Source organism: Kribbella sp. NPDC056861, from assembly GCF_040687575.1.
In the GTDB taxonomy this organism is placed as follows: domain Bacteria; phylum Actinomycetota; class Actinomycetes; order Propionibacteriales; family Kribbellaceae; genus Kribbella.
The window spans coordinates 1,124,622-1,139,028 of sequence record NZ_JBFBNQ010000002.1 but is presented as its reverse complement, the minus strand read 5'-3'; the positions used below and the strand labels follow the sequence as shown (position 1 = coordinate 1,139,028).

General features: G+C 69.1%; 14 protein-coding genes. 6 read left to right on the top strand and 8 right to left on the bottom strand.

Annotated elements, in window-relative coordinates:
- Nucleotides 1-2: 2 nt before the first annotated feature.
- The 3 genes from AB0P21_RS12360 to AB0P21_RS12350 form a co-directional block, all read right to left on the bottom strand.
- Nucleotides 3-1,163, bottom strand: coding sequence for a polysaccharide lyase family 7 protein (locus AB0P21_RS12360; RefSeq protein WP_363696010.1), 1,161 nt, complete (start codon nucleotides 1,161-1,163; stop codon nucleotides 3-5).
- Nucleotides 1,164-1,240: 77 nt separating this feature from the next.
- On the bottom strand, nucleotides 1,241-1,906 hold the full coding sequence (locus AB0P21_RS12355; protein WP_363696009.1) for a fibronectin type III domain-containing protein: 666 nt from the start codon (nucleotides 1,904-1,906) through the stop codon (nucleotides 1,241-1,243).
- Nucleotides 1,907-1,914: 8 nt separating this feature from the next.
- Entirely contained in the window at nucleotides 1,915-2,514 is a 600-nt protein-coding gene (locus tag AB0P21_RS12350) for a hypothetical protein (RefSeq protein ID WP_363696007.1), read from the bottom strand.
- 145 nt (nucleotides 2,515-2,659) lie between these two features.
- Between AB0P21_RS12350 and AB0P21_RS12345 the strand changes: the two genes are divergently transcribed.
- Entirely contained in the window at nucleotides 2,660-3,196 is a 537-nt protein-coding gene (locus tag AB0P21_RS12345; RefSeq protein WP_363696005.1) for an MOSC domain-containing protein, read from the top strand.
- Here the strand turns inward: AB0P21_RS12345 and AB0P21_RS12340 are convergent.
- The 5 genes from AB0P21_RS12340 to AB0P21_RS12320 are packed head-to-tail and all read right to left on the bottom strand — an operon-like array spanning nucleotide 3,193 to nucleotide 8,285.
- Nucleotides 3,193-4,485, bottom strand: coding sequence for a DUF58 domain-containing protein (locus AB0P21_RS12340; protein WP_363696004.1), 1,293 nt, complete (start codon nucleotides 4,483-4,485; stop codon nucleotides 3,193-3,195). The two genes, AB0P21_RS12345 and AB0P21_RS12340, sit on opposite strands and share 4 nt — an antisense overlap.
- Complete coding sequence (locus tag AB0P21_RS12335) at nucleotides 4,485-5,459, bottom strand: MoxR family ATPase (protein WP_363696003.1); 975 nt, start codon at nucleotides 5,457-5,459, stop codon at nucleotides 4,485-4,487. The genes AB0P21_RS12340 and AB0P21_RS12335 overlap by 1 nt, the downstream gene beginning before the upstream one ends.
- Entirely contained in the window at nucleotides 5,456-6,598 is a 1,143-nt protein-coding gene (locus tag AB0P21_RS12330) for a DUF4350 domain-containing protein (RefSeq protein WP_363696002.1), read from the bottom strand. Before AB0P21_RS12330 ends, AB0P21_RS12335 begins: the two co-directional genes overlap by 4 nt.
- Nucleotides 6,595-7,242 carry a DUF4129 domain-containing protein gene (locus AB0P21_RS12325; RefSeq protein ID WP_363696001.1) on the bottom strand — a complete coding sequence of 216 codons (648 nt, stop codon included), beginning with the start codon at nucleotides 7,240-7,242 and terminating at the stop codon, nucleotides 6,595-6,597. The genes AB0P21_RS12330 and AB0P21_RS12325 overlap by 4 nt, the downstream gene beginning before the upstream one ends.
- A complete protein-coding gene (locus AB0P21_RS12320; protein ID WP_363696000.1) occupies nucleotides 7,239-8,285 on the bottom strand; it encodes a hypothetical protein in 1,047 nt (348 codons plus the stop codon). The genes AB0P21_RS12325 and AB0P21_RS12320 overlap by 4 nt, the downstream gene beginning before the upstream one ends.
- A gap of 228 nt (nucleotides 8,286-8,513) precedes the next feature.
- Here AB0P21_RS12320 and mtrA point away from each other — a divergent pair, with 228 nt between their 5' ends.
- From mtrA to raiA, 5 genes are all read left to right on the top strand, one after another.
- The gene (gene mtrA / locus AB0P21_RS12315; protein ID WP_026163715.1) at nucleotides 8,514-9,191 is read left to right on the top strand and encodes an MtrAB system response regulator MtrA; all 678 of its coding nucleotides are present in this window, start codon (nucleotides 8,514-8,516) and stop codon (nucleotides 9,189-9,191) included.
- 71 nt (nucleotides 9,192-9,262) lie between these two features.
- Nucleotides 9,263-10,924 (top strand): MtrAB system histidine kinase MtrB, encoded by a 1,662-nt coding sequence (mtrB, locus tag AB0P21_RS12310; protein WP_363696491.1) that lies wholly within the window; start codon nucleotides 9,263-9,265, stop codon nucleotides 10,922-10,924.
- Nucleotides 10,921-12,687 carry an LpqB family beta-propeller domain-containing protein gene (locus tag AB0P21_RS12305; RefSeq protein WP_363695999.1) on the top strand — a complete coding sequence of 589 codons (1,767 nt, stop codon included), beginning with the start codon at nucleotides 10,921-10,923 and terminating at the stop codon, nucleotides 12,685-12,687. The genes mtrB and AB0P21_RS12305 overlap by 4 nt, the downstream gene beginning before the upstream one ends.
- Before the next feature lie 12 nt (nucleotides 12,688-12,699).
- A complete protein-coding gene (locus AB0P21_RS12300) occupies nucleotides 12,700-13,482 on the top strand; it encodes a phosphoribosyltransferase family protein (RefSeq protein ID WP_363695998.1) in 783 nt (260 codons plus the stop codon).
- A gap of 215 nt (nucleotides 13,483-13,697) precedes the next feature.
- Nucleotides 13,698-14,324, top strand: coding sequence for a ribosome-associated translation inhibitor RaiA (raiA, locus tag AB0P21_RS12295; RefSeq protein ID WP_363695996.1), 627 nt, complete (start codon nucleotides 13,698-13,700; stop codon nucleotides 14,322-14,324).
- Nucleotides 14,325-14,407: the final 83 nt, after the last annotated feature.

Here is a 14,407-nt window from a genome sequence, read left to right as displayed (position 1 = left end):
GCTCACGAGTGGCTGACGGTCAGGTCGTGGATGGTGGTCTGGCCGTAGTTGGTCGCGGCGCAAGGTGACGAGTTGCCGCAGTTCGCCTGGGTGTAGGCACCAGCCTTGAAGTAAGCCCCGGAGAAGGACTTGCTGAGGGTCGTCTGCAGGACGCCGTTGTAATAGGCCTTCACCTTGCCGCCGCTGACCACGAACTTCGCCTCGTAGACAGTGCCGAGCACGTACGAGCTGGTGACCAGCTTGTGGTGGGTGGTGTCGCCGTTGGTGATGTAGAGGCTGCTGCCTTCCAGGCGGAACACGGTGACGTCGTCGTCGGCGTCGTGGATCTGGGCTCCGACCAGATGCGGCTTCTCGGTCGGCAGGTGGTCGAACGACTCGCGCACCACCAGCGTGTGCGTCCCCGAGGTCGACGACCAACTGGCGTTGCTGGTGCCGTTGTTCGCCATCTCCCGCAGTTCCGAGCGCGGGTTGCTCGAGCCACTCGTGGTCACCCCGTTGACCGGGGCCCGGAACTGGACGCCGTCGCCGGCGACCACGAAGTACGGGGTGTTGGTGTAGGTGTCCAGGGCGGGTCGCTTGATCTCGGTCGGGCTGCCGGCCGAGCCCGTCGGCAGGGTCAGCTTCCAGTTCGTCAGATCGAGCACGTCAGCCGGCACGCCGCCGGGGTCGGTTCCGCCGTCGGCGCCCCAGACCTCGATCTCGGTGATGCTGTTCCAGCTGCCGGTAGTGCCGCTGTTCTCGACGTACCCGTGGCCGACGTACCGGATCTTCGACGCGGGCTGGTCGGTGAAGTCGAAGGTCTGCAGCCCGGTGGTGGTGCCGCTGCTCCGGCCGTCGAACACGTCGATCCAGGCCGAGCCGTTCCAGAGCTGAAGCTCGAAGTCGTTCTTGCGGGTGTCGCCCTTGTAGACGGCGACCTTCAGGTGCGACACGGCGCGGGACGCTCCGAGATCGAGCTGCAGCCACGCGCCGTCGCCATCGCCTGACCAGCGGGTCGTGTAGCTGTTGTCCACCACGTTCGCGGCGACGTTGGCATCGCTCGTGCTGGCTGACACGGAACTACCCGACGGAGTGATCTCGACGGCGGCCGCGGCCGCCTGGCCGGTGGTTGCTCCGGCGCCGATCACCACCAGCGCAAGGCTCAACACGAGCTGACGTCTCATCGGCTTCCTTCCATAGGGTCGATCAACTCTAGGTTGCCGACCCTGTTCGGACAGTGAGCTGTCCGGAAGCTGCCAGCTCAGTCCGCGCCGGTGGTCTGATGAGCGAGGTTGGAGGGTTCGCCTCGGTGGAAGGCCCGGATCCGGTACGACGCGATGCGTTCGGCAGGCAGCGTGGTCAGCTCGGTGAAGGTCGAGTCCGGGTCGACGAATCCCGCCACCCGGTACTGCGGCCGGCCGTGCGGCTTGATCTCCAGCAGGTAGCCGTCCTCGTCGGAGGCGTTGTCCTTCCAGGTCACCCGGACGCCGTCCTTGCCCACCGACTTGGCGGCCACCTCGGTTGGCGCGTTCGCCGTCGGGCTCTCGCCGGCGGTCCGGTAAATGGTTGCTGCGGGCAACTTGACCTCGACGGCGGTGGAGACCGGGCCGAGGACCGGGGTGACCCGGTAGTAGAACGGTGTCTTCGGCATCAGGTCCGGGTGCTCGAACTGGCGCTGGCCGGCGCCGGCGAAGTCCAGGATCGTGTAGCGGCCCTCGGGCTCGGTGGCGAACTCGACGATCGTGCCGGCCGAGTCCGTGGGGGCGCCGGACCAGTCCAGGGTGATGTCGGTGGGAGTCGTCAGGGTCGCGGTGAGCTGGAGGCCGGCCGGTGGCGGCGCGGGCGCGCCGGCCGGCTGATCGGTCGCGTGGGATGCGCAGCCGGTCAGCACGGCCAGCAACGTCGCCGCGGTGGCGATGCGGATCAACGTGAGTCCTACTTCCGCCAGAAGTTGACGCCGCTCCACTGGACCGTGACCGGTCCCTTGCCGCTGTCGGTCCGGTAGGAGCCGAACTTGTCGTAGAAACTGCCGCCCGGGCTGGAGATGTTCAGCTTGAGTGAACCGTTGATGTACGTCTTGTGCGAACTGCCGACCACGTGCACGGTGTTCACCCGTACCGAGGTCCCGACGGTGGCGCCGTTCGCGATGGTGCCGCCGCCGACCCGGTACAGCCGGCCGCCGTTCTCCACCGCGAGCATGAAGAATGGGCCGGCCGAGCTCTCGTTGAAGGTCTGCTTGAGGCTGATCCGGGTGCCGCTCATCGAGCTGATCCGGAAGTAGCCCTCGAACTGACGGGAACCGCTGGTGTAGGTGGCGTACCGGCGTTCGGCGCGCTGGTCGCCACTGCCGGTGGAGCAGGTCAGCTGGAAGGTCAGGCCGTTGATCTGACCGCAGCCGCGTTCCTGCTCGGTGAAGGAGGGGGAGTAGGAGGTCCAGCCACCCGGCTCGACCTCGGCGAAAGCGCTGGGGGCGGCGAGCGTCGCGCCGGCGGCCAGAACGGCAGCCAGGGCGAGCGCGCGAAAGCGTCTCTTCATGGGATTTACCTCATCGGATAGTTCGGGGCGTTAACTGTCCGCGTACGCTCGCTCACCATAGGGCAAACGCTTACCGAACCGACAGAGCTGTCGGTGGGATTTTGTGGAACCGAGTTCCATTAAGCCGGTTCCCTAGGCTGGGAGGATGAGAGTCCACAGCGTTCACCGCGACGACAAGCACCGGTTCAGCAAGTCGCCGGTCGGTGAGATCGAGCTGATCGAGGGATTCGGGGTCGCGGGTGATGCCCACGCGGGCGCGACCGTGCAGCACCTCCACCTGGTGCGCAGGGACCCCACCGCACCGAACCTCCGGCAGGTGCACCTGATCCCGCTTGAGGTCCTCGACGAGCTCGCGACCAAGGGGTACGACGTGGCGCCGGGCGAGCTGGGTGAGAACGTCATGACCGCCGGGCTGGATCTCTTCGAATTGCCGACCGGTACGAAGCTCCACCTGGGCGACTCCGCGATCGTCACGGTCACCGGACTACGGGACCCCTGCAGTCAGATCAACGGGCTGCGCAGAGGCCTGCTCAAGCAGCTGGTGACCAAGGCCGAGGACGGCACGGTGCTCCATCGGGTCGGGATCATGAGCGTCGTCACCGTCGGCGGCATCGTCCGGGCCGACGACCAGTTGACCGTCACGCTCCCGGCCGGTCGCCACGAACCGCTCTGCCTGGTCTAGAGCCGGCCGGCCTTCTTCAGTGCCAGGTACGTGTCGGCGAGCGCAGGAGCGATCTGCTCTGGGTTCTCGTCGACCACGGTGGCCCCTGCTCGGCTGAGGACGGCGGTGACCCGTTCGCGGTCCAGACGGGTCCGGGCGGCCGAGGCGGCCCCGTAGATCTCGATCATGTCGGAGGTGGTGGTCTCCATCTCCGTCAGCCGGGGATCGGCGACAGAGGCCAGTACTACGACGTGGCGGCGCAGCAGCGGGCCGATGACCGGCAGCAGGGACTCCTCGATCACTGCCGGGTCCAGGCCGGTCAGGATGACTACCAGGGAGCGCTGGCCGAGGCGTTCGAGCACCTGGGAGACGACCACCCGGAAGTCCGTCTGCACGAGCTGGGCGTCCACATTGGCCAGGGCGTTCACGAACGACGGCAGCACGTCCTGCGGCGCCGGGCGGCGGACATCGGCTCGTACCTCGGAATCGCAAGCCAGCAGGGAAACCCGGTCACCAGCACGCGTCGCCAGCGCGGCCAGCAGCAGCGCCGCGTCCATTGCATGGTCCAGTCGCGGGGCATCGCCGACCCGGCCTGCCGACATCCGGCCGGAGTCGATCACGATGGCTACCTGCCGGTCGCGCTCGGGCCGCCAAGTACGCAGTACGACGCTGTCTCGGCGGGCCGTTGCCCGCCAGTCGATGCTGCGGACGTCGTCACCCGGCACGTAGTCCCGCAGCGAGTCGAACTCGGTGCCCTGACCCCTTACCAGCAAGGCGGTCCGGCCATCGAGCTCACGTAGTCGCGCCAGTCGCGACGGCAGGTGCTTGCGGCTGTTGAACGGCGGCAACGCCCGTACGGTCCACGGCACCTTGTGGGACCCCTGCCGACCCGCGAAGCCGAGCGGGCCGATCGACCGGATGGTCACACGATCAGCATGCCGATCCCCACGCCTGGTGGGCACCAGGTGCGTCGTCAGCCGCCGCCGCTCGCCACTGGGCAGGTCAAGCTTGTGTGGCGGATCCTGTACGCCGGCCGACGGCGGCCAGGCATCGCGCAGCAGCCCCTTGACCCGGCGCCCCGGATTGGCCACCAGCAACGTCACCACAGCCTGCTGTCCCAGCCGCAGAGCGGTATCGCCCTCACGACTCAACTGCAGCCGCCGTGGCGACCCAGCCAGCAGCAGGTCGACCAGGCACACCAGCAACACCACTGCGACCACCAAGCCGACCCCGGCCCACCGCGGCATCACAGCGGCTACGAAGACGACTCCTAGCCCAGCGAGGACGCCGGCCCGGCCAGTGAGGACCATCAGCGTGGCACTGGCACCGTGGCCAGCACACTCTCCAGTACTGCGTCCGCCGTCACACCTTCCAGCTCTGCCTCCGGCCGGATCTGCACCCGGTGCCGCAGACAAGGCCGCGCCATCGCCTTGACGTCGTCAGGGATCACGTAGTCGCGCCCGGACAGCCAGGCCCACGCCCGGGACACGGCAAGCAGCGCAGTGGCACCACGAGGCGACACCCCGAGCTGCAGCGACGGCGACTGCCGAGTGGCCCGGCAAAGGTCAACCACATAAGCCAAAACATCTTCCCGTACTGCGACCCGCCGTACTGCGGCCTGCCCGGCCAGCAGGTCCTCAGGCCCGGCCACCGGCCGCAACCCCGCAGCGGCAAGGTCGCGCGGATCGAACCCCTGCGCATGCCGAGCCAGTACTGCGATCTCCGCGTCGCGCGGCGGCATCTCCAGCGTCACCTTCAGCAGGAACCGGTCCAGCTGGGCCTCGGGCAACGGGTAGGTGCCCTCGTACTCGATCGGGTTCTGGGTCGCGGCGACCACGAACGGGTTCGGCAGCAGCCGCGGCTCGCCGTCGACGGTGACCTGCCGCTCCTCCATCGCCTCCAGCAGCGCGGCCTGCGTCTTCGGCGGCGTCCGGTTGATCTCGTCCGCGAGCAGGATGTTGGTGAAGACCGGTCCCTTGCGGAACTCGAACTCGCTCGTCTTCGCGTCGTACACCAGCGACCCGGTGACGTCACCGGGCATCAGGTCGGGGGTGAACTGGACCCGCTTGGTCTCCAGCCGCATCGCCATCGACAGCGCCCGCACCATCAGCGTCTTCGCCGTTCCCGGCACGCCTTCCAGCAGCACGTGGCCGCGGCAGAGCAACGCCAGCACCAGCGCGGTGACGGCCATCTCCTGGCCGACCACGGCCTTGCCGATCTCGTTGCGCAGCTCGACCAGTGCCTGCCTGGCCCGTTCGGGGGTGACCTCGGTAGCGGTCGTCACGGGTGTCGTACCTCCAGCGTCAGCACGTTGAGCTCATGGGACAGGAACATCAGGGCGGAGTCGTCGACCGGTGGTTGACCATAGAGCAGTTCGTAGAGCATTGCGGGATCCCTACCGGTGCGGGCGGCAACTGTCGTCACCACGGCGGTCGGCTCGGCCCGGCGAGGGATCCCGTGGGCCTTCTGGAGCTTGCCGAGCGCGGACTCGCGCAGCGCGGCCGCGGCACGGTCGCGAGCCCGGGACCGACGGTAGAGCCTTGCCCTGCCCTCAGTGGTCTCCGCCGCGTGCACGATGACCGGCAGCGGCTCCGGCACCACAGGTCCGAGCCGGCGGCCACGCCAGATCGCCACGATGAAGGCGGCGAAGGCCAGCGCCCAGGCGATGTACCGGACGTCCGGCGGGACCAGTGGCGGTCCGTCGGACTTGTCGTTGCCGCTGGAGCTGTTGCTCTCGTACTGCGGCAGGTACCAGACCAGGTTCGAGTGGGTGCCGAGCAGGTTCAGGGCCAGCGCCGCGTTGCCGTCCTCGGCCAGTTGGGCGTTGGTGAAGGTCCGCGACGACCCCACCACGTCCACGATCTTGCCGCCCGTCTCGAGCCGGATCACCGTGTGGTTGATGCCGTCGCCGTAACAGGTGGTGGCCGAATCGGGAGCGGAGTACGAGACGCCGCTGACGGTCGCTGCACCGGCTTTGACCGCAGCAGGCAAGTCGCAGCCGGGGAAGCGGCTGCCCTCCGGCAGCGACTCCGACGAGTTGAGTACGCCGGGTGCAAGGACCTCCAGAGCCCTGGAGCTCGGGCGGATGAGCACCACATGGCTCCAGCCGGCCCGGTCGATCTTCTCCCAGTCGGCGCGGCGCAAGGACCCGCCGGGCCCGATCAGCAGAGTGCCCGACGCGGAGTCGACGGAGTCCGCAAAGGTCTCGGTACCGGTCACCTCGACGCCGTGGTCCTCCAGCAGAGCTGCCAGCGCCTTGGCCCCGGACGGCTCAGCAGAGTCGGGGCTGAACGGCCCCGAGGTCCGTGCGGCACCAGCGATCAAGAGAACCAGTACTACGAGCACCAGGCCGCCGGTGATCAGCATGGGCAGCCGCAGCGCCCGCCAAGCGTCGGTGCCGCTCCGGCCGATCGCCGTACTCATTCCTGCACCAGCTGTCGCGTCGACACGTGCCTGGCAGCCTCATCGGCCGCCACCACTCGCGCATAGCGCTCTGCTGTCCCCGGCCGGTTGCCGTAGACAACCTCCGTGAACATGAGCGCCGCCGGCTGCAGCGGCTCCCGCAGAGCAGGCACTACCCGCCCCGCGTCCGCCACAGCCTCGTACGCCGTACGCCCGGGTCGCTCGTCGAGCACGGTGCGCTCGGTCAGCTCGGCAACGCAGGCACGGAACCTGCTGCGCACCGCAGCCGTGTAGTCACCACTCGCCGCTTCGCCCTCGGCCTGAGCCCTGTACTCCGATGCGCTGCGTGGCCGGCCGGTCTCGAAGACCGTCTGGCCCTTGATGCCGCGGGTGGTGCGCAGGACGCCGGCTCGCCAGAGGACGACCACAGCGATCAGCGCGATCAGCCCGAGGAGCATCAGCAGACCCGCGTGACCGTCGGGGGTCTGGCCGGTCAGGTTGCCCAGCAGGTCGCCGATCCAGTCCATCACCTTGCCGATGATCCGGGACACGATGTTGTCGCCGGCCTGGCCGTAGGCCGGTTTGGACAGCTCCTTGGCGGCCTCCCGCGCGGCGTCGTCGCGGCCGATGTCGATCGGCGGCTCGGCGAACACCAGGGCCCTCACAGGATCGACCCCGGCTGTTGCTGGGCCGGGTCGACCACCGGCCGGAGGGCGGGCCGCAGCCAGAGGTCGAGCCCCTCGCGCCGCACCCGCAGGTCCAGATAGATGAGTGCCTGGACGGCCGACATGAAGGCGAGGCTGGCGATCAGGGTCAGCACGGTCGCGACCCCGGCGGCGACGCCCAGCACGACGGCGATGACGGTCGCACCGGTGTCCTCGCTCCCGTCGGCCCAGGACCCGAGCGTCGCGATCAGGGTGCCGATCCCGAACTGCAGCGCGTAGCTGACGATGTTGACCACCACTCCGCCGAACAGCAGGATGCCGAGCACCCGCCAGAACTTGCCCCGGACGAGCTGCCAGGAGCGCCGCAGCGAGCCCCAGATGCCAACCCTGGCTGGGATGTAGAGCCCGATGTCCGGCGCGTGCTTGCCCTCCATCAGCACGACGGTGCCCGCGAGCACCAGCCGGATCCCGAAGACCAGCACCAGCACGCCGCCGACCATGACCAGTAGTACGGACACCAGCCCGGCCGCCTCCGACGAGATCACCGCGTCAGCGCCGGAGCCGAGGCCGAAGACGCCCAGCCCCCAGCCGGCGATCACCACGACGAAGCAGAGCGACTGGACGATGCCGACGGCCGCCAGCGCGGGCAGCGAGCGGCGTACCAGCCGGAGCAGCTCCCGTGGGCCCACCCGGTTGGCCAGCTGACTGCGGACGGCGGCCAGGGCGATGATGCCGGACAGCATGCTCGACACGACGGCGAACAGGATCAACTGCAGGCCGTACATGACCAGCATGGAGATGCCGGCCTGCTCGAACGGGGAGTCGGCGTTGAAGAAGCCACTGAGGCCGCCGGGCACGGTCAGCTGGGTCAGCGCGGCCTGGACGGCGGCCAGCGCGATCCCGGCCAGCACCGGCAGGCCGAGCATGATGGCCTTGTTGTCCGAGATGGTCCGGGCGGCGTTGTCGAGCAGGTCGGCCGGCAGCCACGGGCGCAGCGGTTCGGAGTACTCCGAGCTCTCGTAGACCCCGATGTCGTCGCGCATGCCGCCCCCTCCCTGAGTTGCCCCGACCTGTGCAGTGCACCATGATCACAGCCCGGGCGGTCCATACCTCCATTAGTACGGTCCCGCTCGGCGATCCGGCGTGTGCGCTACCCGGAGAATGGGACACTATCCGTAGTGCGTACGATCAGCGCCCGCTGGGCGCAGCCCAGATCCGGACCGGCCGTGAGATATCCAGGGAGCAATGGCGTGGCAGAAGGTAACCGGACGATGCGGGGCCGAGTCCTCATCGTCGATGACGACACGGCGTTGTCCGAGATGCTCAGCATCGTGCTGCGCAACGAGGGCTACGACACCTACCTGGTCGCCACCGGCGACAAGGCGGTGCCTGCTTTCCGTGAGTTCAAACCCGATCTGCTGCTGCTCGACCTGATGCTGCCGGGGATGGACGGGATCGACGTCTGCCGCGCGATCCGGGCCGAGTCCGGGGTGCCGATCGTGATGCTGACCGCCAAGAGCGACACCGTGGACGTGGTGCTCGGGCTGGAGTCCGGCGCCGACGACTACGTGGTGAAGCCGTTCAAGCCGAAGGAGTTGGTGGCCCGGATCAGGGCCCGGCTGCGCCGGATGGACGAGCCCGGCCCGGAGTCGCTGACGATCGGCGACCTGACCATCGACGTGGCCGGCCACTCGGTCAAGCGCAGCGGCGAGACGATCCAGCTCACCCCGCTGGAGTTCGACCTGCTGGTCTGCCTGGCCTCCAAGCCGTGGCAGGTGTTCACCCGTGAGGTGCTGCTCGAGCAGGTCTGGGGCTACCGGCACGCGGCCGACACCCGGCTGGTGAACGTGCACGTCCAGCGGCTGCGCTCGAAGATCGAGAAGGACCCGGAGCACCCGGAGATCGTGGTGACCGTCCGTGGCGTGGGCTACAAGGCCGGTGCGGACTGATCGAGTACGGACGCGACGACCAGTCGCAGGCGGACAAGCCGGCAGCCGAGCCGGAGCCCCGCGGAACCGAGATCGAGCTCACCGCCGCCGGGGCTGACTGGCACGCCCAGCCGCAGCCGCTGTGGCAGACCCATCCGCGGCACTGGCCGGACGTCTGGCGGCGCTCGATCCAGGCCCGGATCGTGACCGGCACCCTGCTGATGTCGATGGTGGTGCTGATCCTGGTCGGCTGGGTGATGATGAGCCAGGTCACCGACGGCATCCTGGAGTCGCGCCGCGACTCCGCGCAGAAGGAGGCGGTCGCCCAGCTGGCCTCGCTGTCCGGTTCGCTGAACGCGGCCGACCCGGGCGCGATCCAGCTGAAGTTGTCCCAGCTGGTCGCGGGCTCCAACCGGCCCGGCCTGTACGAGGTGGTGCTGATCCCGAGCGACAGCGCCGAGTCCAACGCGATCCGGGCCACCGGTCTGGTCGAGAGCGACTCGATCCCGCAGGAGCTGCGGGCCTCGGTCTCGCGGGACGAGACCAAGCTCTGGGACACCTACATGCGGATCCGCTACACCAGCGGCCAGAGCGAGCCGGGACTGGCGATCGGCTCCCAGCTCCGGGTGCTGGACGCCAGCGGCCAGCGCTACGAGGTCTACTTCCTGTTCCCGCTGACGGCGCAGAAGGAGACGCTGGACGTTGTCCAGCGGGCTCTGCTGACCGCCGGCCTGTTGCTGGTCGTGCTGCTCGGCGGCGTCGCCTGGCTGGTCACCCGGCAGGTCGTCACGCCGGTCCGGATGGCCCGGCGGATCGCGGAGCGGCTCGCGGCCGGCCGGCTCGAGGAGCGGATGCAGGTCCGCGGTACCGACGACCTGGCCCGGCTGGCGGTCTCGTTCAACAAGATGGCCAGCAACCTGCAGCAGCAGATCCGCCGGCTGGAGGAGCTGTCCCGGCTGCAGCGGCGGTTCGTCTCCGACGTCTCGCACGAGCTGCGGACCCCGCTCACCACGGTCCGGATGGCGGCCGACCTGCTGCACGACATCCGCGACGACTTCGACCCGATCAGCCGCCGTTCGGTCGAGCTGCTGCAGAACGAGCTCAACCGGTTCGAGGAGCTGCTCGCCGACCTGCTCGAGATCAGCCGCTTCGACGCCGGCGCAGCGGCGCTGGACCTGGAGGACATCGACCTGCGCGACATCGTCTCGCGGGTGCTGGAGAACCACGAGACGCTGCTGGAGCGCAAGGGCGCCGAGGTCCGGCTGGAGATGCCGGAGCCGTGCCGCGCCCAGGTCGACTCGCGCCGGATCGAGCGGATCCTGCGCAACCTGATCGGCAACGCGATCGAGCACAGTGAGGGCAGGCCGATCGTGATCAGCACGGCGTACGACGAGGAGGCCGCGGCGGTGGCCGTCCGCGACCACGGTGTCGGTTTCCGGGCCGAAGAGGCCGAGATGGTGTTCAGCAGGTTCTGGCGGGCCGATCCGGCCCGGGCCAGGACCACCGGCGGGACCGGGCTGGGCCTGTCGATCGCGCTGGAGGACGCCCGGCTGCACGGCGGCCGGCTGGACGCCTGGGGATCGCCCGGTGACGGCGCGTACTTCCGGCTCACGCTGCCGCGTCGCCCGGACATCATCCTGACCGGCTCGCCGCTGCCGCCGCGGCCGACCGATGCCGTCCGGGTGGTGACCGAGATGTCGCTGGTCGACGTCGGCGCGCCGTACCAGAAGCTCACGGGTGGTGATGAGTCGTGAGCCGCAAGCTGTTGGCCGGAGTACTGGCTACTGCTCTGCTTGCGGCCGGTTGCGCGACGGTGCCGACCAAGGGCCCGATCCGCAACAGCAGCCAGGACGCGCCGGCGACCGGTCAGAACGGGATCGGCGTCAAGGCGCGGCCGCCGCGGCCCAATGCCGAGGCTCCGCAGTTGGTGAACGGCTTCCTGGAGGCGATGTCGGACTCGCGGGCGTTCGATGTCGCCCGGGAGTACATGACCGCCGAGGCGGCCGGCGCGTGGAAGCCCGAGTCCAAGATCTGGATCTACGACCAGAGCGCGAGCTCGGGGGTTTCGCGGGGCGCCGACAACAAGATGCATCTGTCGGCGCCGCTGATCGCGACCATCGATCCGCGGGGCACCTGGACGCCGGCGCCGAACGGCCAGCCGCTGAACTGGACCTTCGAGCTGACCGAGGTGTCGAACCAGTTGCGCGTCACGAACGCGCCGCCCGGGGTCTTCCTGGGCAGCAATCAGCTGGATTCCAAGCTCACGCCCCGGGCGCTGTACTTCTTCAACCCGTCCAAGCGCCTGCTGGTGCCCGACCCGGTCTTCCTGCCGTTCAACCTGTCGCCCGGCCAGGAGGCCACCCAGCTGGTCCAGGAGTTGCTGAAAGGCCCGACCGACCGGCTGGGCAACGGTGTCGTCTCGCTCGCCCCGCCGGGGACGACGGTGAACGTCTCGGTGCCGGTGGACAACGGCGTGGCGACGGTCGCGTTGAGCGACACGGTCGCCGCGCTGACCGACGCCCAGGACCGGGAGCGGCTGGCCGCCCAGATCACCAAGACGCTGCGCCCGATCACCGACCGGGTCCGGATCACGGTCGCGGGCGCCCCGCTGCTGCAGGACCGGGACGTGCTGCAGTTCACCAACCTGTTCAGCCAGTGGGACCCGTCGGTGCAGAACGGCAAGCTGAAGGACCTCTACGGCCTGCGGGACGGCAAGATCCAGCGGATCCAGGGGCAGGACGACGGCCAGACGATCGAGTCGCAGCCGATGAACGACAGCCAGCTCTACTCCTACGACGCGAAGTCGTTCGCGGTGAACCTGCGCGGTGACTCCGGCGCGATCGTGACGTCGACCAAGGGCGGCCGGCCGGTGGTCGTCGTCGGCCGGCTGGACGCCCCGAAGACCGAGAAGCCCGAGTCGCCGATCCCGGCCGAGGGCAAGGTACTGCGGCCGAGCTTCGACTACGAGGAGAACCTGTGGGTGCTGGACCAGGCGGACAGCTCGTCGCCGAGGCTCCGGGTGCGCGGGCAGGACGGCAAGCTGCAGACCGTGTTGGCGAAGTTCGGCGGTCGGCCGATCGCTTTGCGGATGGCGCCGGACGGGGTCCGCGCGCTGCTGGTGGTGGAGTCGAAGGGCGTGAACACCGTGCTGACCGGGACGGTCGAGACCAACGAGAAGAAGCAGCTGGTGCTCGGCCGGTTCAAGTCGCTGCAGTTGCGGCTGGCGGACATCACCGACGCGGCCTGGAGCAACACGGGCGTGCTGGTGGCCGGCAAGGCGATCAAGGGTGAGCAGTCGCGGCCCTGGCAGGTGAACATGGACGGCTCGCAGCGGCGGGTGATTCCTGGGGGCAGCGACAAGTTCGACGCGGTGCTGGTGGCGTCCAATCCGAACATCGACACGTTGCCGGCGGTGCAGGACAGCAAGAAGCAGTTGCACTGGCAGGGCAAGGACCTGACCTGGGTCAGCCTGGCCGAGGGCGCGGAGGGGCAGATCACTCCGGTCTATCCGGGCTGAGCCTGGCACCGCTTGGCTTGGCTTGAGCTGCTGCTGGCTGGGTTTTCCACAGGCGGGCTTGACTGCGGTTGCGGTGCAGGCTGGGTTCGCGGATCGTGGTCCGGGTGGCTGCTGCGGGATGCGCTGGTCGATCTCGTGCTGGGTGGGCGCTGCGCGGGGTGCGAGCGGCCGGGGACGGCGCTCTGCCCCGCGTGCCGGGCTGCGCTGGCCGGCAGTACGCCGTACCGGGCGTGGCCTGAGCCGGTGCCTGCCGGGCTGCGGCCGACCACGACCACAACGGAGTACGGCGGGATCGCGCGCTCGGTGATCCTCGCCCACAAGGAGCAGGCCCGCTATGCGTTGGCGCGACCGCTCGGCGAGGCGCTGGCGATGGCGGTCCAGACCACCCTCGGCCCGGCCCGAGCGGCGTGGCTCTGTCCAGTGCCGTCGTCGCGAGCCACGGTCCGGCGGCGCGGCCACGACCCGCTCCGACGGCTCACTGTGGTGGCGGCCGGCCGGCTCCGCCGCAGCGGGTACGACGTACGGGTGGCTGATGCGCTGACCGTCGTACGGCGTCCGCTGGATCAGGCCGGGCTGTCCGCCGAAGGCCGCGCGGCCAACCTGGCTGGGGCTTTCGCGGCCCGTTCGCGCTGGGCTGAAAGGCTGACGGGTCAACCGGTGCTGGTGGTCGACGACGTGCTGACCACCGGATCCACGCTCGCCGAGGCCTGCCGGGCCTTGGCATCGCAGGGAATTCCGGTCCTCGGCTGCGCCGTGGTCGCGGCCACCCGGCGGCGCGTCGGGTCCGGTTCATGAAACCGTCCCTACCGGTTTTCGCAGAAGCCGACTAGCGTTGGCTCATGACACCCGCTTGGGCTTGTCGAACTGGGATGTGGACGAGGACCGGATCAGCCGGCTTCCTTCCCACGGAGTTCGCCGGGCCGGACAGCGGGTGTTGTCGTTTCGGGCATCCGCAGCATGGTTACGGGGGTCCGAAGACGTAACAGAGTCGCCGATCGATGGAGGTTTCCGTGGACGTCGTTGTCAAGGGTCATCACTGCGAGGTCAGTGACCGCTTCCGGCAGTACGTCGAGGAAAAACTCGAGCGGATCGAGAAGGTCGATCACCGGGTACTGCGATGCGAAGTAGAAGTCAGCCAGGAGAAGAACCCGCGACAGCACGACCGGGCGATGCGAGTCGAGCTCACGATGTACACCAAGGGCCCCGTGGTCCGGGCCGAAGCCTGCGGCGAGACCAAGCAGGCCGCGTTCGACGTCGCCCTGGACCGGTTGCAGGCACAGGTCCGCAAGGCGGCCGACCGCCGCCGGGTGCACACCGGCCAGCACGCCCCCGAAGGACTGCGGCACGTCGCCGCGAAGCAGGCGCTGAACGGCAACGCTCCTTCGTTGGAGGAGCCGGTCGCCGAGGACGAGGTGCCGACCCAGAAGTTCGGTTCGCTGACGGTGACCGGTGACGGCCCGCTGGTGATGCGCGAGAAGACCCACACAGCCAAGCCGATGTCGCTGGACCAGGCGCTCTACGAGCTGGAACTGGTCGGGCACGACTTCTACCTGTTCGTCGACGCCGACGAGAACCAGCCGAGCGTGGTGTACCGCCGCCGCGGCTACGACTACGGCGTGATCCGGCTGTCTGTCTGATCTTCGGGAGGAGCCACAAAAATGAGGGGCCCGGTCCACTGGACCGGGCCCCTCATTTCCTTCCCCTGTGAAGGTTCAGTGCC